Raw genomic sequence first — 17,209 nt, forward strand, 5'->3', positions numbered from 1 at the left:
CCGTGGCCCCTCAGGCGCTTGTGCCCCTCATCGCGGACGCGGACCCGTTCGTGCTCTCCCCGGTCATTGCGACGGTCAGCACGACGACGGCCTCCTCCAGCGCCTCCAGGCTGTGCTCGGCGGAGGGGAGGATGAGCAGGTCACCCGTGCGTCCCTCCCAGAAGTCGAGGTCGGCGGTGAGCCGTACCCGGCCGCTGAGGACGTACAGGGTCGCCTCCCCCGGGGTTTCGTGCCCGGACAGGGAGCTGCCGCGCATCAGCGCGACCAGGGTTTGCCGCAGGACGTGTTCATGGCCGCCGTAGAACGTCTCGGCGCTGCGTCCGGCCGATGACCGCGCCGCGGTGTCCAGGTGCTTCCGGGCCAGAGCGTCCAGTGAGAACTTCAACATATTCGGCAGTATCGCTGCCCAGGGGCGACCATATGCCCGACACGCCGCCACCGGTCGCGGTTGGTCCTGCGATCGTGCCACCCCGCCGACCTGGGACGGCGGCAGAACGGCCGCCGATGGCGCGGGTCCCCCGGCCGCGGACCCAGTGCGCGGTGTCCGCGTTCCTGACAGTGGCGGTCCCGCTCAGTTCTTCATCCGGTAGACGTCGTAGACGCCGTCGACCCCGCGCACGGCCCGCAGCACGTGACCGAGGTGGGTGGGGTCGGCCATCTCGAACGTGAACCGGCTCAGCGCCACGCGGTCGCGGCTGGTCTGCACCGTCGCCGACAGGATGTTGACGTGCTGGTCGGACAGGACGCGGGTGATGTCGGACAGCAGGCGCGACCGGTCCAGCGCCTCCACCTGCAGGGCCACCAGGAACATGGAGTCCTCGGTGGGCTTCCACTCCACGTGCACCATGCGGTCGGGGTCCAGGGCACGGGTGTTGACGCAGTCGCGCCGGTGCACCGAGACGCCGTTGCCGCGGGTCACGAACCCGACGATGTCGTCGCCCGGCACGGGCGTACAGCACCTCGACAACCGCACCCACACATCGGAGTCGCCCTCGACGACCACCCCGGGGTTGCCCCCCGGGCGCTGCTTGGGCTTCGACCGGGTGGGCAGGGAGGACTCGGCGATGTCCTCTTCGGCGCTCTCGATCCCGCCGAGGGAGTCCACCAGCTTCTGCACCACGTTCTGCGCGCCGACGTGCCCCTCGCCGACGGCGGCGTACAGCGCGTCGACGTCGCTGTAGCGCAGGTCCCGGGCCAGGGCGATCAGCGCCTCACCGCTGAAGAGCCGCTTGATGGGCAGCTCCTGCTTGCGCATCACCCGGGCGATGGCCTCTTTGCCCTGCTCGATCGCTGCCTCGCGGCGCTCCTTGGTGAACCACTGCCGGATCTTGTTGCGCGCCCGCGCGCTCTTCACGAAGTTGAGCCAGTCGCGGCTCGGCCCGGCGTCGGGTGTCTTGGAGGTGAGGACCTCCACCGTCTCGCCGTTGTGCAGCTCGCTCTCCAGCGCGACGAGCCGCCCGTTGACGCGCGCGCCCACGGTGCGGTGCCCGACCTCGGTGTGCACCGCGTAGGCGAAGTCGACGGGGGTGGCGCCCTGCGGCAGCGCGATGACGTCGCCCTTGGGGGTGAAGACGAAGACCTCCTGCACCGAGAGGTCGAAGCGCAGCGCGTCGAGGAACTCCCCCGGGTCCTTGGTCTCCTGCTGCCAGTCGATGAGCTGGCGCAGCCAGGCCATGTCCCCGGCGCCCTTGGACTTGCCGCTCTCCTTGCCGCCGGTGGTCCGGTCCTCTTTGTACTTCCAGTGCGCGGCGATGCCGTACTCGGCGCGGCGGTGCATCGCGCGGGTGCGGATCTGGAGTTCGACCGGGTTGCCCGAAGGACCGATGACCGTCGTGTGCAGCGACTGGTACATGTTGAACTTCGGCATGGCGATGTAGTCCTTGAACCGCCCGGGGACCGGGTTCCACCGCGCGTGGATGGTGCCCAGTGCCGCGTAGCAGTCGCGGACGCTGTCGACCAGGACCCGCACCGCGACGAGGTCGTAGATCTCCTCGAAGCCGCAGTTGCGGGCGATCATCTTCTGGTAGATGGAGTAGTAGTGCTTGGGGCGGCCGCGCACCGTCGCCTTGATCCTGGCCTCGCGCAGGTCGGCGGAGACAGCCTCGATGACGTCCTGCAGGTAGACGTCGCGCCGCGGGGCGCGCTCGGAGACCAGGCGGGCGATCTCGTCGAAGCGCTTGGGGTACAGGGTGGCGAACGCCAGGTCCTCCAGCTCCCACTTGATGGTGTTCATACCGAGCCGGTGGGCCAGCGGGGCGAAGATCTCCAGCGTCTCGCGCGCCTTCTGCTCGCGCTTGCGCTGCGGGAGGTAGCGCAGGGTGCGCATGTTGTGCAGCCGGTCGCACAGCTTGATGACCAGGACCTTGATGTCGCGGGACATGGCCACGACCATCTTGCGGACGGTCTCGGCCTGGGTGGCCTCGCCGTACTTGACCTTGTCGAGTTTGGTGACGCCGTCGACGAGTTCGGCGATCTCGTCCCCGAAGTCGGCGCGCAGCTGGTTGAGCGTGTAGGAGGTGTCCTCAACGGTGTCGTGCAGCAGCGCGGCGGCGAGCGTGGGCTCCTGCATGCCCAGTTCGGCGAGGATGGTGGCGACGGCGAGCGGGTGGGTGATGTAGGGGTCGCCGCTCTTGCGCTTCTGATCCCGGTGGTGGTGAGCGGCCACGTCATAGGCGCGCTCCAGCAGCCGCACGTCGACCTTGGGGTGGGTCGCGCGTACGGTCTTGATCAGTGGTTCGAGAACCGGGTTCATGGTCACCCCCCGCTGGGCTCCGAGTCGCGCGAGCCGACGGCGTACTCGCACGGTAGACGACGGACCAGGCGGGCCGGGGGAGGCGGGCCGTCCGGTGGGATCACCACCCGGTTCCGCGGCGGAACCGTCCGCGGCCGCAGGGCTGTCCACCTCCGGCCGTCCTGTGGCCGGAGCCGTATGGGTTTCCGGGTCCTGTTGCGCGGTGGGCGCCGCGGATTCCGCGGCGCCCACCGGACACTCTGATCTTCGCGACCGTTCTTCCTGGGGAGATACCGAGGACGCGGGTCGTAGCGCGGGTGTCGGCGAGTCGTGGCCCTCGGGCACCGTCTTGGCCGAAAGTACCTCACGTGGCATGGACATCCCTCCCGCGGCTTGGCCCGGAAGCCCGAAAAGGAAACGGTCGTCGCCTTCGCGGCCCGCCGGGTTGACGTCTGCGTCGTGAACGATCGGCTCACCAGTACCAACGCGCCGTCGTAGCTCGGTTATGCCCGATAGTCTAATGCCCGGTTTGGGGGCGTCTCCGCACGTCGGAGGGCGGACCCGGGCAACCGGGACGCCGGGCCGGGCATGCGGGTTCAGACCACGGTGAGAGCGTGGACGTCCACGTCGGTCAGCTGATCGCGGCCCTGGAGGAATGCGAGCTCCATCAGGACCGAGAATCCCACGACGGTACCACCCGCTCTGCGAACCAACTCCACCGCGGCCCGTCCTGTGCCGCCTGTGGCCAGCACGTCATCGACGATGAGCACGCGGCTACCCGGAGTGATCGCGTCGGCGTGCATTTCAACCGTCGCGGTGCCGTACTCCAGATCATAGGATTCCCGCAGCGTCCGCGCGGGGAGTTTTCCCGCTTTCCGGACCGGAATGAATCCGGCGCCGAGCTCCAGCGCGATCGGGGTCGCCAGGATGAACCCGCGGGCCTCCAGGCCGACGACCGCGTCGACGCCGTCCGTCCCGTACTGCTCGGCCACGGCGGACACCACGGCCCGCAGCGCCTCGGGGGTCGCCAGCAGCGGGGTGATGTCCTTGAACGTGACGCCCGGCTTGGGGAAGTCGGGGATATCGCGGATTCCCGCCGCGATGAGGTCGCTCAGGTCCGCGCGTTGGGTCAGCTGTTCGGCCATGATCGGGGGTCGTCTCACCTTCTGCGGAGGAGTTTCGTGGGAAATGCGCCGCTCAGCGCGATCCTAGGGGTACGCGGGGGAGGTGACCGGACGGGGGACCACCACGTGGGTCCGGAACACGGCGCACCGGCCCCGCAGAGCGGGGCCGGTGCGGTCGCCGACCGGCGTGCGGCGGTCGACCCTAGGGTCGACCGCGGCAGGTCACCGGTGCGTCGTCTCCAGCGGTGGAGTGGTCAGCCCCTGGTGTCGTCGGAGCCGCCGGGGAAGTCGGGGCGGTCCTCGACGGGGGTGTCGTCCTGCGTGCCCTGCCCGGGGGTGACGACATCGCCGATGCCGACCTTGAGCAGCCGGATCCGGGCGCCGGGCGAGATCTCCAGTTCGACCTCGTTCTCCCGGACCTCGACCACGGTGCCGTAGAACCCGGCCTTGGTGAGCACCTCCACCCCCGGCCGCAGGGTGCTCTGCATCTGGTTCTCCTGCTGGCGCCGCTTCTGCTGCGGGCGCAGGATCAGCAGCCAGAAGACGACCGCGATGAGCAGGAACGGGAGGATCATCCCAAGGATGCTGCCGCCGTCCTGCTGGGCGGCCGCTGCGAGAATGTCATGGCCCTGCACGGGGTGTCCTTCCTTACGTCTTTCCTCGTGGCCACCGCCACGCGGGCGTGGGACGCGAACGTCGCGCCCTGGTCAACGGGCGACGCGGGGCACATGTTCCCGGTCGCCCGCGCTCGCCGTTCCCTACGGCGCTCCCGGCCGCGAGGTGGGGGCGGCCTCGCTCCGGTGAGGTCCGCCACTTCAGCTTACGCGCTTCACAGCCGGCAGAAACCTGGAGGTCAGGACGGGTCCGGTGGTTCCACCGGCGCGGCGTCGGAGATCCCGGCACCGAACGCGGCGTCGGGCGGCGGGGTGAGGCCCATGTGCGCCCATGCCTCGGGGGTGGCCACGCGTCCGCGCGGCGTGCGGGCGATCAGTCCGGAGCGCACCAGGAATGGCTCGGCCACGACCTCCACGGTCTCGGGCTCCTCCCCCACCGACACCGCGAGGGTGGACAGCCCGACCGGTCCGCCGCGGAACCGGCGCATCAGGGCGTCGAGCACGGCGCGGTCCAGCCGGTCGAGGCCCTGGTCGTCGACCTCGTAGAGGGTGAGGGCGGCGCGGGCGGTGCCGAGGGTGAGGTGGCCGTCGCCGTGCACCTCGGCGTAGTCGCGCACGCGCCGCAGCAGCCGGTTGGCGATGCGCGGCGTCCCGCGCGAGCGCCCGGCGATCTCGACGGCGGCGTCGTCCTCCAGGTCCACCCCGAGCAGCCCGGCCGATCGGCGCAGGATGTGTTCGAGCTCGTCGGCCCGGTAGAAGTCCATCTGCGCGGTGAACCCGAAGCGGTCGCGCAGCGGGGCGGGCAGCAGCCCGGCCCGGGTGGTGGCGCCGACGAGGGTGAACGGCGCGATGTCGATCGGGATGGCAGTCGCCCCGGGCCCCTTGCCGACGACGACGTCGACGCGGAAGTCCTCCATGGCGACGTACAGCATCTCCTCGGCGGGCCGCGCCATGCGGTGGATCTCGTCGAGGAAGAGCACCTCGCCCTCCTGCAGGGTGGACAGCACCGCCGCGAGGTCGCCGGAGCGCTCGATGGCGGGGCCGGAGGTGATCCGCAGCGGGGCGCCGAGCTCGGCCGCGATGATCATGGCGAGCGTGGTCTTGCCGAGGCCCGGCCCGCCCGACATCAGGATGTGGTCGGGGGCCCGGCCGCGCCGCTGGGCGCCGCGCAGCACCAGGGACAGCTGCTCGCGGACGCGTTCCTGGCCGACGAAGTCCTCCAACCGCTTGGGCCGCAGGGCGCCCTCGACGGCCCGGTCGTCCAGGTCGGCGTCGGGTGAGACCATCTCACGTTCGTGCTCGGTCATGGCGGAGGCGGTTTCCTTTCTCCGGGCTCGAGCCCGCGGTGGTCAGGGGGCGGGGTGGCGCGGTCCACCCCCGGCGGCCGCCGCCCGGGCGGTGGGTCAGGCCCGGCTGAGGCTGCGCAGGGCGCTGCGCAGGAGGACGGCGACGTCGGGGTGTTCGTCGGCCTCGGGGGCGACGGTGTCGGCGGCGGCCTCGGCGTCCTTGGTCGACCAGCCGAGGTTGACCAGCCCCGAGACCACCTGGGGGCGCCACGGCGCGGTCACCGCGAGGCTGGGGGCGGCCGCGCCGTCGCCCGCGACCGGGACACTCGCCGGCACGCCGAGCTTGTCCCGCAGTTCCAACACGATGCGCTGGGCGCCCTTCTTGCCGATGCCCGGCACGCGGGTAAGCGCGGCGGTGTCCTCGGCGGCCACGGCCTGGCGCAGGGCGTCGGGGGTGTGCACGGCGAGCATGGCCATCGCGAGCCGGGGTCCGACGCCGCTGGCGGTCTGGACGCGTTCGAACACGTCGCGCTCGTCGTCGTCGGCGAAGCCGTAGAGGGTGAGGGAGTCCTCGCGGACCACGAGGGAGGTGGCGACCGTCGCGCTGTCGCCCACCCGGAGCGTGGCGAGGGTGGCGGGGGTGCAGTGCACGGTCATCCCGACGCCGCCCACCTCGATGACGGCGGTTTCGATGCTCCGGGCCGCCACGCGGCCGCTGAGGAACGCGATCACGGCTTCCCTCTTCCTCTCTGGTTGCTGCTGGGGTGGTTCCGATGGCGCGGGAGGTGGGCGGGGCCCCGGCCGTCCGTCATCTCCGGACGCGCCGCGCCATCTCGACCTTGCGCGCGAACTCCTGCTGGGCCTTGGCCACCCGGTCCTGGGCGCCGCCCCGCCAGATGTGGCAGATGGCCAGCGCGACCGCGTCGGCGGCGTCGGCGGGCTTGGGCGCGGTGTCGAGGTTGAGCAGCCGCGCCACCATGTGCTGCACCTGGGCCTTCTCGGCGCGGCCGCTGCCGGTCACCGCCGCCTTGACCTCGCTGGGGGTGTGCAGGACAACGGGCAGGCCGCGGCGGGCCGCGCAGGTGATGGCGATGGCGCTGGCCTGGGCGGTGCCCATCACCGTGCTGACGTTGTGCTGGGCGAAGACGCGCTCGACCGCGACCGCGTCGGGGCGGTGCTCGGTCAGCCACGCCTCCATGCCCTCCTCGATTCCCAGGAGCCGGTCGGGCAGGTCGGTGTCGGCCGCGGTGCGGACGACACCCGCGGCGACGAAGCGCAGCGGCCGTCCGATCGCGCCGTCGACGACGCCGACGCCGCACCGGGTGAGCCCCGGGTCGACTCCCAGAACCCGCACGCGGAATCCTCCGTTGTCCTCGAAAGGGTGGTGGCCCTGGACGCAGGGCGCACGCTGTCTCGAAAAAGGGGGCGCAACGGGCATCGAACGCCCGTTCGCAGGCTGAGCCTACCGTCACGTGCGGACAGCGGGAGATCCCGACATGCGCGGGACGACCGCCCCGCGCATGTCCGGAGTGAACGGGACCGCCGCGCGGTCCGCGGTGGACGTCACGGTGTGCTAGAAGCCGCCGCGCTTGCGGATGGCCGAGAGGTCCTCACTGATACGGAAGACGACGATGAGCAGCTCCAGCCCGACGCGGGTGATGAGCACGGCGATCGCGCCGCCCAGGATGGTGCCGAGCAGGCCGAGGAAACCGCTGACGGGCTCGATCGCCATGAAGCCGAAGGAGGTGATGACGCCGCTGAGGGTGAAGATGCCGATGAGCACCAGCCACAGGATGTACAGCAGCTTGATGATCTTGGATGTGACGAACTCCCGGAAGGAGAAGTCGAAGAGCGACCCGAAGAAGCCCTTCTCCGTCGGCATCGGCTGCCCGGGCGCGCCTGGTGGCGGGGGCGGGGTGCCCGGCCCGTAGGGACCGCCTGGCGGTGGGGTGCCGGGGCCGCCGGGCGGTGGCTGCTGCTGGTATCCGTACTGCTGGGAGGGGTCGTAGGGGTACTCGCCGGGGGCATTCATCAGCCTGGTTCCTCACCATTGTTCGGAGGGGGACTGCGGACGCCGCGGCCGATGGACACGGCGGCCGCGATTCAGCGTCGCCCACCATATCGACCGCCGCCCTGCTCACGATGCACGCCCGCCGCGTCACACGCCGTCCTTCTTTCGTTGATCTCGGGGATATCGACCGAATACTCGCCGGTACAAGGTCGATATCCCCGAGATCAACGGGAACGCCGCGGGCCCCGCTGTTTCCAGCGGGGCCCGCGGCGGAAGTGCGCGTAAGGCGCCGTCAGCCGATCTTCTCCATGATCTCGTCCGGGATGTCGGCGTTGGTGAACACGTTCTGTACGTCGTCGGAGTCCTCAAGGGCGTCGACGACGCGCATCACCTTCTTGGCGTCGTCCTCGCCGAGGGGCACCTCCATGCTCGGCAGGAACGAGGTCTCGGCCGACTCGTAGTCGATACCGGCCTCCTGCAGCGCCGTGCGGACGTCCACCAGGTCGGTGGCCTCGCAGACGACCTCGAAGGACTCGCCCAGGTCGTTGACGTCCTCGGCACCCGCCTCCAGCACCGCGAGCGTGACGTCGTCCTCGGTGGTGCCCTCCTTGGAGACGATCACCACACCCTTGCGGCTGAACAGGTAGGACACCGAACCGGCGTCGGCCATCGAGCCGCCGTTGCGGGTGACCGCCACGCGCACCTCGGAGGCCGCGCGGTTGCGGTTGTCGGTGAGGCACTCGACGAGCAGCGCCACGCCGCCGGGGGCGTAGCCCTCGTACATAATGGTTTCCCAGGTGGCCCCGCCGGCCTCCTCACCGGAGCCGCGCTTGCGGGCGCGCTCGATGTTGTCCAGCGGAACCGAGTTCTTCTTCGCCTTCTGGATGGCGTCGAACAGCGTCGGGTTGCCATCCGGGTCGCCACCACCAGTGCGCGCGGCCACCTCGACGTTCTTGACCAGCTTGGCGAAGAGCTTGCCTCGCTTGGCGTCGATGACGGCTTTCTTGTGCTTCGTGGTGGCCCACTTGGAGTGGCCGCTCATGCGTTTCCTTTCACCATGTCGACGAAGAGCCGGTGGATACGCGCGTCCCCGGTGAGTTCGGGATGAAATGAGGTGGCCAGCAGAGCCCCCTGCCGTACCGCGACGATCCTACCGGCCCGTTCTCCGCGGGTGACCTGGCCGATCACGTCGACGTCGGCGCCGACCGACTCGACCCAGGGCGCGCGGATGAACACCGCGTCCAGCGGTCCTCCGTCGACCCCCTCGATCTCGATCGGCGACTCGAAGGACTCGGTCTGCCGGCCGAAGGCGTTGCGCCGCACCGTCATGTCGATCCCGCCGACGGTCTCCTGGTCCGCGGCACCGTCCAGGATGTGGTCGGCCAGCAGGATCATCCCCGCGCACGTGCCGTAGGCGGGCAGCCCCTCGTGGATGCGCTTGCGCATCGGTTCCATCAGCTCGTAGCGCACCGCGAGCTTGGACATCGTGGTCGACTCGCCACCGGGGAGGACCAGGCCGTCGACCTCGTCGAGTTCCTCGGGACGCAGGACCGGGCGCGCGGGAACGCCGAGTCCTTCGAGGACACGCAGGTGTTCGGCGGTGTCGCCCTGGAGGGCGAGGACCCCGATGGTGGGTGTGGCGGACAACGAACTACCTCGCTCGAGATTCGCGGTGCTGGGGCGTGGGCCGGGTCGCGCTGTGTCCGGCTGCCCAATTCACCAGCCTAGGTGCTCTGGCAATCCGGACACGACACGCGGCGGCCGGGCTGAAGGCGCCGATCCGGCCGCCGGATCGTGGACCTGGAGACGCAGACACGACCGGACGCGCCGACCGAAAGCGACCGTCGTCGACGGTCAGCCTCGGTGCGGCGCGCCCGGGTACGCCGACGGGGAAACGACGAAACGACGACCGGCTACCAGCCGCGCCCGGCGTAGCGCTGGGTCTCGTCGAGCTCGTCGAGGTTGATGCCGACCATGGCGTCGCCCAGGCCGCGGGAGACCTTGGCAATGACCTCGGGGTCGTTGTAGTGCAGGGTGGCCTGCACGATGGCGTCGGCGCGCTTGGCCGGGTCGCCCGACTTGAAGATGCCGGAGCCGACGAAGACGCTCTCGGCGCCGAGCTGGCGCATCAGGGCCGCGTCGGCCGGGGTGGCGACGCCGCCGGCGGAGAACAGCGGGACCGGGAGCTTGCCCAGGCGCGCGACCTCCTTGACGATGTCGTACGGCGCGCGCATCTCCTTGGCCGCACCGAAGAGCTCGGCTTCGTCGAGGGTGCCCAGGCGCTTGATCTCGGAGCGGATCGACCGCATGTGCCGGGTGGCCTCGACGACGTTGCCGGTCCCGGCCTCGCCCTTGGAGCGGATCATGGCCGCGCCCTCGGCGATCCGGCGCAGGGCCTCACCGATGTTGGTGGCGCCGCAGACGAACGGAACGGTGAAGGCCCACTTGTCGATGTGGTGGGCCTCGTCGGCCGGGGTGAGCACCTCCGACTCGTCGATGAAGTCGACACCGAGGAACTGCAGGACCTGCGCCTCGACGAAGTGGCCGATGCGGGCCTTGGCCATGACCGGGATGGAGACGGCCTCGACGATGCCGTCGATCATGTCCGGGTCGGACATCCGGGCCACTCCGCCGTCCTTGCGGATGTCGGCGGGGACGCGCTCCAGGGCCATGACCGCGACGGCACCGGCGTCCTCGGCGATCCTGGCCTGCTCCGGAGTGACCACGTCCATGATCACGCCGTTCTTGAGCTGCTCTGCCATGCCGCGCTTGACGCGGGTGGTACCCACGGTGCTCTCGGTCGAGTTCTCAACGGTGTTGGCCACGGTGGCGGACTCCCAAGTTCTTCAGCGGAGAGGGGATTACCCGCCCGCGATGCGTCGAGGTTGGTCCGCATCCGGGCTTCTTCACTCTCCATACTAGATCCTCTCCTCCCCACCTTTCTCAGGACATTTCGGTGCCTTTCGCCTACGCGGCTCGACACTCTGTCCTCCTCCGCTGCCCCGTTGCCGTCCCTCAGTCCCGGCTACCCCAGGCCGGAGGCTCGTCGTCCATCTCGAAGAACTCCGGCATGGGCGCGTGCCCGGCCAGCCGGAAGACGGTGACCAGACGGCTGGAGCGGGCCTCGCGGATGCTCGCGACGCCGTCGTTGTAGAAGCGCCGCGCCAGGTGCACGCGCTTGGCCGCGGCCTCGACCTCGGCCAGCAGGTCGTCACCGGCGGGGTCGCGGACCGCCGCCATTGCCTCGGTGAAACCGGGCTGGTCCACCACCGCGCGCAGCGCCCGCGACAGGTTGCTCTCGGCCATCTCCCGCGCGGCGCGGTCGGTGGCCCGGCGCGCCTTGCCCGCGGCGTCGGCCAACAGCACCGCGGAGGCCGGCTCCAGTTCGGCCGCGGAGGCGAGCTCCAGGACGACGGCGCCGCGTCGTTCCAGCGCGGCGTCCAGGGCCGCCTGCGCCGTCTCCACGCGGGTGTGCAGCCGGTCCAGCCGGCCGGCCCGCCAGGACATGTAGAAGCCCGACAGCACCAGCAGCGCGAAGACCGCGGACACGGCGGCCAGCAGCTCGGCCATCCGCCTATGCCTCCTCTCGCCGTCCCGCCGTCACCGGCCCGACCGCGGCACCGGCCAGGACGGTCTCATAGACCCGCAGCACGTCCTCGGTGACCGTGCGCCAGTCGTATCCGCGCACCGCGGCGCGCGCCGACGCCGACAGGGCGCGGCGGCGCGACGGCGAGTCGAGCAGCTCGGCGGCGCCTCCGGCCAGGGCGGCGGAGTCGCCGACGGCGAACAGGCGGCCCGCCTCGCCGCCGCGCAGGACGTGCCGGAACGCGGGGATGTCGCTGGCCAGGATGGCGGCTCCGGCCGACATCGCCTCGGTGAGCACGATGCCGAAGCTCTCCCCGCCCAGGTTGGGGGCGCAGAACAGGTCGACCGAGTGGTAGGCGCGGACCTTGTCCTCGTCGTCGACGCGTCCGAGCATCTCCACCCGGTCGCGCAGGTCCACCGGGACGCGGCTGAGCGCCTCGCCGGCGTCGCCGGGTCCGGCGACGAGCAGGCGCAGCCCCGCACGTTCGCGCCCCAGGGAGGTGAACGCGTCCAGCAGCACACCCAGTCCCTTGCGCGGCTCGTCCAGGCGGCCCACGAAGCCGATCGCGCCGCCCGCGCCGGGCCAGCCGTCCAGCGGCTCGGCCTTCTCGAAGCGCTGCACCGCGACCCCGTTGGGGATGAGGACCGCGTCGCCGCCGAGGTGCCCGACGAGTGTTTTCCGGGCGGCTTCCGACACGGCGATCCGGCCGCTGATCTTCTCCAGGGCGGTGCGCAGCGCGGCGGCCGACACCGACATCGCGCGCGAGCGGGGGTTGGAGGTGTGGAACGTGGCGACGATCGGGCCGTCGGCCACCCAGCAGGCCAGCAGGGACAGGCTGGGGGCGGCGGGTTCGTGGACGTGCAGGAGGTCGAACTCGCCGTCGCGGATCCAGCGCCGCACGCGGGCCGCGACCCGGAAGCCGAACGCGAGTCGCGCCACCGACCCGTTGTAGGGCACGGGGACGGCGCGTCCGGCGGGGACGATGTGGGCGGGAAGTTCGGTGTCGGAGTCGCACGGGGCCAGGACGGAGACCTCGTGGCCGAGCTCCATGAGGGCTTCGGCGAGGTCGCCCACGTGCTGCTGGACGCCCCCGGGGACGTCCCACGTGTAGGGACAGACCAGGCCTACGCGCATCCCGTCACCGCCTCCGGCCGACGTCGTCATCGCGCGGCGGGGCCGGATCCGCCGACACGTCGGGGGCTGCTTCCACGGTAGTCCCGGAGAGCCCCGCACGCCCGGCAGCCGGGCCGGTGTCGGGCGAGTCGAAGGGAATCGGGTGCGCGCCGGACAGGTCCGCGGTGAACACGCGCTGCAACATGTGCCAGTTCTCCGGGTGCTCGGCGATCGCGCCCTCGAACTCCTCGGCAAGCCGCTGCGTCAGCGCACGGACCTTGGACTCGCGGTTGCCCTCCACGGGCTGGGGGATCTCGTCATGGATGTGGATGAGCATGGCATCGTCCTCGTACCACAGGGACACCGGCAGCAGCGCGGCACCGGTGCGCTCGGCCAGGGCGGCCGGGCCGACGGGCATGCGCGCGGGCTCGCCGAAGAAGTCGACCTCGACCCCGTTACGTGTAAGGTCGCGGTCGGCGAGCAGGCAGACCAGGCGACCGTCGCGCAGCCGCCGGGCGAGCGTGCCGAAGGTGTCGCCGTCGCCGCCGGTGAGCGGCAGCACCTCGATGCCGATGCTGGCGCGGAACGCCATGAAGCGCTGGAAGAGGCGTTCCGGGCGGACGCGCTGGGCGACGGTGGTGGGCCGGATGCCATACATCGCGATCCACGCCCCGGCGAGATCGTAGTTGGCCATGTGCGGCAGCGCCCCGACGACGCCCCGGCCACGGCCGAGGTTCTCCTCGACCTTCTCGATACCGGTCACGTGCACGCGCCCCATGACCTGTTCCCGGGGCATCGCCGGAAGGCGGAACATCTCGTAGTAGTAGCGCATGTAGGAGCGCATGGTCGCGCGCGAGAGCGCGCGCAGCTGGGACAGGGTGATGTACGGTCCAGCGACCCGCCGCAGGTTGGCCTCCAGCTGCTGGACACCGGCGACCCGCTTGCGCCAGGCACGGTCGGCGATCCGGTCGAACACGTGCCGTCCGGCCCCCTCGGGCACCTTGCGGATCAGTGCCCAGGCCGCGGTGAATGCCGCCGCGGAGGTCCGTTCATCCATCGCCCGTCTCTGCCTCTTCCCTCGTCATGGGTGGTGGTGAATGCCGCGCCATCCTCGCCCCCTCCGGGAACAGCTTCAGGGACGCGCCGCACCGCTGGTGAAAGCTCAGTCGTCGGGGGGCTGGGTCAGGCGTTCTCGGAGTCGCCCGCGTGCTGGCGCGGCGCGGTCAGCCTGGCCCGTGTCTCGACCAGGCGCTGGGCGATGGTCACCGCGCTGAGCGCGGCCAGCACCCACAGGCCGCCCGCCAGGACATAGGGGACGCCCAGGCCGCCCAGGCCGGCGGCGACGAGAACGAGGATGAGGCGCTCCGTGCGCTCGGCGATGCCCACGTCGCAGTTGGCGCCCAGCCCTTCGGCCCGGGCCTTGATGTAGGAGACGCCGAACCCGGCGATCATGCAGAACAGGGTCAGCCCGGCCAGGACCGGGTCCTTGCCCTCGCCGATGAACCACCACAGCAGTCCGGCGAAGATCGCGGCGTCGGACAGCCGGTCCAGCGTGGAGTCGAGGAAGGCCCCCCACTTGCTGTCGGCGCCCGTGGAGCGCGCCACGGCACCGTCCAACATGTCGAACAGCACGAACACCGTGACGACGATTGTGCCGACGTAGAGCTCGCCGCGCGGGTAGAAGTACATCGAGCTCGCGACGACACCGATCGCCCCGATGATGGTGACCGTGTTGGGGGTGAGGCCGATGCGTGCGAGCCCCTGCCCCACGGGGCGGGTGACTCGGGCGACGGCAGGACGCAGGATTCGCAGCATGACTTCTCTAGATCCTAGAGCGGATGGTCCGTGACACGCGGGGTGCGCCACGCTCACCGTGGGGTGCGCGTGTCTCCCCTCACTCGGGCGGACGGATCCGGCAGGCGGCGGTCCCACCCGGCATCCGGTGGCGGTTGGCCGCCACCCAGCGGTAGGCGATGGCGCCCACCGCACGCAGCGGGCCGGTCCGCAGCAGGAGGCCGAGCGGTCGCCACACGCGCCGCGGCGACGCGAGCAGGAGCACGGCGACGGCGTCGATGCCGCCCCACACGCGGCGCCCGTCGGGGTGCAGCACCAGGATCTCGCTCTGGGCGCGGCTCGCCAGCTCATCGCTGAGGCCGCCGTCCTGAAAGGGCACGGCCACGATGTCGGGAACCACGTGACGCAGCGCGAACTCCACGCACGAGCTGCAGAAGGCGCAGTCGCCGTCGAAAACCAGCACCGGTGTGGACATGCCGCCTCCGTCGTCCGACCGTCTCTTAGTGTTCTGGCCAGTGCTCGGCCAGTGCCGCGCGGGTCTGGGCCAGCATCTCCGGCAGCACCTTGGTCTGGCCGATCACCGGCATGAAGTTGGTGTCGCCTCCCCAGCGGGGAACGATGTGCTGGTGCAGATGCGCGGCGATGCCCGCGCCCGCGGGCGTGCCGAGGTTCATCCCCACGTTGAACCCCTGCGGTCCGGCGGACCGGCGCAGTGCGGTGATGCCGTCCTGGGTCATCGCGGCGAGTTCGGCGGTCTCGGCCTCGTCCAGCTCGGTGTAGTCGGCGACGTGCCGGTAGGGGCAGATCATCAGGTGCCCGCTGTTGTAGGGGTACAGGTTGAGCACCGCGAACGTGGTCTTCCCGCGGGCCACGACGAGGCCTTCCTCGTCCGGCAGCCCCGGCGCGCGGCAGAACGGGCAGCCGTCACCGGCGGCCGACGTCTTGGGCTTGTCGCCCTTGATGTAGGCCATGCGGTGCGGTGTCCACAGGCGCTGGAAGCCGTCGGGATCCACGGCGCCGCCCGAGACGTCCTCCCGCTCCGACCCGCTCATCGCCCGCTCACCCCATCGAATTCGCTCATGCCGTCATTCTCCCGCTGCTTGGCGGTTTCCAGCATAGGAGGCCCCCGCTGCCCCATGCGCCACAGGAGGCCACGGTTCCGCCACGGTTGACGGTCACGCGCCCAGGAGGGTGCGCAGATGGCGCGGGGAAGGAGAGCCGTGGGCGAGCATCGCGTCGTGGATCTCCCGCGGATCGGCGCCGGGGCTCGCCTCCTTAAGGTCCCGGGCGAGGTCGGCGACCTCGCGATAGCCCACGTAGTAGGTGGACAGCTGGGCGCTGGTGAGCTGGGCCCGGCGCCACTTGCCGGCGGCCTCGCCCTCCTCCTGGTGGCCGCGCTCGGTGAGCAGCGCCATGGCCTCGGACTCGGTGAGCCCGAGCGCGTGGGTGCGCACGTCGAGGATCGCGTTGATGATCATCCGCAGCCGCATCTTGAGCTGGATCAGCCGCAGCGCGAGGTTGTCCCGCTCGGCGCCCTCGGCCCAGCCGTGCCCGGCCAGGACCTCCTCGGTGTAGACGGCCCAGCCCTCGACGAACGTGCCGCTCATCAGGGCGCGACGGATACGGGTGCCGCCCTCGTATCCGGCGGCGTGCGCCAGCTGCAGGGCGTGGCCGGGAACGCCCTCGTGCACCATGAGGTTGCGCAGCATGGTGGCGTTGTACTCGCGGTAGAAGGAGTCCTGCCGCTCGGTCGTCCAGTCGGCGGGCGGGGGCGCGACGGCGATGAGCGTCGGCTCGCCCGTGGTCGGCGACAGCGGGCCGGGCGGGTCGCAGTAGGCGACGGCCACGCCGCGCCGGGACTCCGGCATGGTGATGACCTTCACCGGGTGGTCGGGGATCGAGGCGAGGTCGATCTCGCGCATCCGGCCGAGCAGGTGGTCGAAGGCCTCCTCGGCCAGTGGCCGGATGGTGTCGGCGCTGGTCGCGGTCGCGGCGGCGATCCGGTCGAGCACCGCGCGGACCTGCCCCTGGTAGCGAGGCGTGCCGTCGTACTCGGCCGCGGCCTCGGCGATCTCCTCCTCGGTGGCCAGCAGATCGCTCTCGGCGCGGGTCAGCAGCGCCTCGCGGGAGATCTCGGAGTCGAGGGTGTACCAGAGCTGTGCGGCGTAGGCGCGCTCGCCGAGCCGGGGGTCGGCGGTGGCCCCGTCGAGGCGCGTGCGGAGCCAGTCGATGTGCTCGCGCACGGCGGCCACGGCCCGCTCGCGCGCGGCGCCGACCTGCGCCCGGAGGGCAGGGGCGTCGTCCAACAACGCGTCGACCTCGCGGCCGAGCATCGCCACCGCGCCCTCGGCCTGGGCGATGGCGGTCTCCACGTGGACGCGCGGCATGCCGGGGCCGCCGTCCAGGCGGGTGCGCGCGGTCGCGAGGAAGTCGGGCACGGCGTCGCAGCGCGTGGCCAGCGCCGTCAGCCGCTCCTCCAGCGGCTGCGAGGAGCGGACGATGAGCCCGTAGAGGGCGTCGCCCGGCAGCTGGAGGAGGGGGTCCCAGGTGTGCGGCCGCAGCTCGGTGAGCCGCCACAGGTCGGCGGAGACGCGGTTGCGCAGCATCTCCAGGTCCACCCGGTCGGCGGCGGGCAGCAGCAGGTCGTCGATCTCGTCGAGCGCGCCGAGGGCGTCGCCCAGCATCCCCGCGCGGCGCGCGTCGGCGTCGGCGGAGTGGTCGGTGAGCCGGTCGGCGAACCGGTGGTCGCCCAGTTCGCTCGCCCATTCGGGGGACTCGGCGAGCAGCGCGTCCAGCACGCGCTCCCCGACGTCGTGAAACCGGTCGGTCATGGCATTGGCGCCGGGGTCGGGCTGCCCCTGCGGAACGTTCTCAGTCATCGCCGTTCATCCTGCCCTGTCCGGGGGCGCGTCGCACATCCCCAGGTTGGTCCGCCCACGTTGGTCCGCCC

Annotated in this window: 18 protein-coding genes; all 18 read right to left on the minus strand. The window is 71.3% G+C overall.

Annotated features, from left to right (window positions below; translation table 11 throughout):
- Nucleotides 1-10: 10 nt before the first annotated feature.
- The 18 genes from CDO52_RS19260 to CDO52_RS19345 all read right to left on the minus strand — a co-directional run bounded on the left by CDO52_RS19260 (nucleotide 11) and on the right by CDO52_RS19345 (nucleotide 17,138).
- Complete coding sequence (locus CDO52_RS19260; RefSeq protein WP_017619173.1) at nucleotides 11-388, minus strand: cupin domain-containing protein; 378 nt, start codon at nucleotides 386-388, stop codon at nucleotides 11-13.
- 183 nt (nucleotides 389-571) lie between these two features.
- Nucleotides 572-2,752 (minus strand): RelA/SpoT family protein, encoded by a 2,181-nt coding sequence (locus tag CDO52_RS19265; protein WP_026125887.1) that lies wholly within the window; start codon nucleotides 2,750-2,752, stop codon nucleotides 572-574.
- Nucleotides 2,753-3,327: 575 nt separating this feature from the next.
- Entirely contained in the window at nucleotides 3,328-3,876 is a 549-nt protein-coding gene (locus CDO52_RS19270; RefSeq protein ID WP_017619175.1) for an adenine phosphoribosyltransferase, read from the minus strand.
- Nucleotides 3,877-4,109: 233 nt separating this feature from the next.
- Nucleotides 4,110-4,490 carry a preprotein translocase subunit YajC gene (yajC, locus tag CDO52_RS19275; protein ID WP_017619176.1) on the minus strand — a complete coding sequence of 127 codons (381 nt, stop codon included), beginning with the start codon at nucleotides 4,488-4,490 and terminating at the stop codon, nucleotides 4,110-4,112.
- A gap of 218 nt (nucleotides 4,491-4,708) precedes the next feature.
- Complete coding sequence (gene ruvB / locus CDO52_RS19280) at nucleotides 4,709-5,776, minus strand: Holliday junction branch migration DNA helicase RuvB (RefSeq protein WP_017619177.1); 1,068 nt, start codon at nucleotides 5,774-5,776, stop codon at nucleotides 4,709-4,711.
- A gap of 96 nt (nucleotides 5,777-5,872) precedes the next feature.
- Nucleotides 5,873-6,487 (minus strand): Holliday junction branch migration protein RuvA, encoded by a 615-nt coding sequence (ruvA, locus tag CDO52_RS19285; RefSeq protein WP_017619178.1) that lies wholly within the window; start codon nucleotides 6,485-6,487, stop codon nucleotides 5,873-5,875.
- A 76-nt stretch (nucleotides 6,488-6,563) separates the two neighbouring features.
- Nucleotides 6,564-7,109 (minus strand): crossover junction endodeoxyribonuclease RuvC, encoded by a 546-nt coding sequence (gene ruvC, locus CDO52_RS19290; protein WP_017619179.1) that lies wholly within the window; start codon nucleotides 7,107-7,109, stop codon nucleotides 6,564-6,566.
- A gap of 219 nt (nucleotides 7,110-7,328) precedes the next feature.
- The gene (locus CDO52_RS19295) at nucleotides 7,329-7,787 is read right to left on the minus strand and encodes a DUF4282 domain-containing protein (RefSeq protein WP_017619180.1); all 459 of its coding nucleotides are present in this window, start codon (nucleotides 7,785-7,787) and stop codon (nucleotides 7,329-7,331) included.
- 271 nt (nucleotides 7,788-8,058) lie between these two features.
- A complete protein-coding gene (locus CDO52_RS19300; RefSeq protein ID WP_017619181.1) occupies nucleotides 8,059-8,808 on the minus strand; it encodes a YebC/PmpR family DNA-binding transcriptional regulator in 750 nt (249 codons plus the stop codon).
- Nucleotides 8,805-9,413 carry a pyridoxal 5'-phosphate synthase glutaminase subunit PdxT gene (gene pdxT / locus CDO52_RS19305; RefSeq protein ID WP_017619182.1) on the minus strand — a complete coding sequence of 203 codons (609 nt, stop codon included), beginning with the start codon at nucleotides 9,411-9,413 and terminating at the stop codon, nucleotides 8,805-8,807. The genes CDO52_RS19300 and pdxT overlap by 4 nt, the downstream gene beginning before the upstream one ends.
- Before the next feature lie 266 nt (nucleotides 9,414-9,679).
- On the minus strand, nucleotides 9,680-10,591 hold the full coding sequence (gene pdxS / locus CDO52_RS19310; RefSeq protein ID WP_017619183.1) for a pyridoxal 5'-phosphate synthase lyase subunit PdxS: 912 nt from the start codon (nucleotides 10,589-10,591) through the stop codon (nucleotides 9,680-9,682).
- 190 nt (nucleotides 10,592-10,781) lie between these two features.
- Nucleotides 10,782-11,336, minus strand: coding sequence for a LemA family protein (locus CDO52_RS19315; protein ID WP_094932592.1), 555 nt, complete (start codon nucleotides 11,334-11,336; stop codon nucleotides 10,782-10,784).
- A gap of 4 nt (nucleotides 11,337-11,340) precedes the next feature.
- A complete protein-coding gene (locus CDO52_RS19320; RefSeq protein WP_026125889.1) occupies nucleotides 11,341-12,486 on the minus strand; it encodes a glycosyltransferase family 4 protein in 1,146 nt (381 codons plus the stop codon).
- A 4-nt stretch (nucleotides 12,487-12,490) separates the two neighbouring features.
- Nucleotides 12,491-13,522, minus strand: a complete 1,032-nt coding sequence (locus tag CDO52_RS19325) for a phosphatidylinositol mannoside acyltransferase (RefSeq protein WP_017619187.1) — start codon at nucleotides 13,520-13,522, stop codon at nucleotides 12,491-12,493.
- 125 nt (nucleotides 13,523-13,647) lie between these two features.
- Nucleotides 13,648-14,280 (minus strand): phosphatidylinositol phosphate synthase, encoded by a 633-nt coding sequence (pgsA, locus tag CDO52_RS19330; RefSeq protein WP_017619188.1) that lies wholly within the window; start codon nucleotides 14,278-14,280, stop codon nucleotides 13,648-13,650.
- Nucleotides 14,281-14,359: 79 nt separating this feature from the next.
- Complete coding sequence (locus CDO52_RS19335; RefSeq protein ID WP_017619189.1) at nucleotides 14,360-14,734, minus strand: thiol-disulfide oxidoreductase DCC family protein; 375 nt, start codon at nucleotides 14,732-14,734, stop codon at nucleotides 14,360-14,362.
- Nucleotides 14,735-14,759: 25 nt separating this feature from the next.
- A complete protein-coding gene (locus CDO52_RS19340; RefSeq protein WP_017619190.1) occupies nucleotides 14,760-15,311 on the minus strand; it encodes an HIT family protein in 552 nt (183 codons plus the stop codon).
- Nucleotides 15,312-15,434: 123 nt separating this feature from the next.
- Nucleotides 15,435-17,138, minus strand: a complete 1,704-nt coding sequence (locus CDO52_RS19345; RefSeq protein WP_017619191.1) for a DUF885 domain-containing protein — start codon at nucleotides 17,136-17,138, stop codon at nucleotides 15,435-15,437.
- Nucleotides 17,139-17,209 lie beyond the last annotated feature (71 nt).

This window comes from Nocardiopsis gilva YIM 90087, assembly GCF_002263495.1.
GTDB lineage: Bacteria > Actinomycetota > Actinomycetes > Streptosporangiales > Streptosporangiaceae > Nocardiopsis_C > Nocardiopsis_C gilva.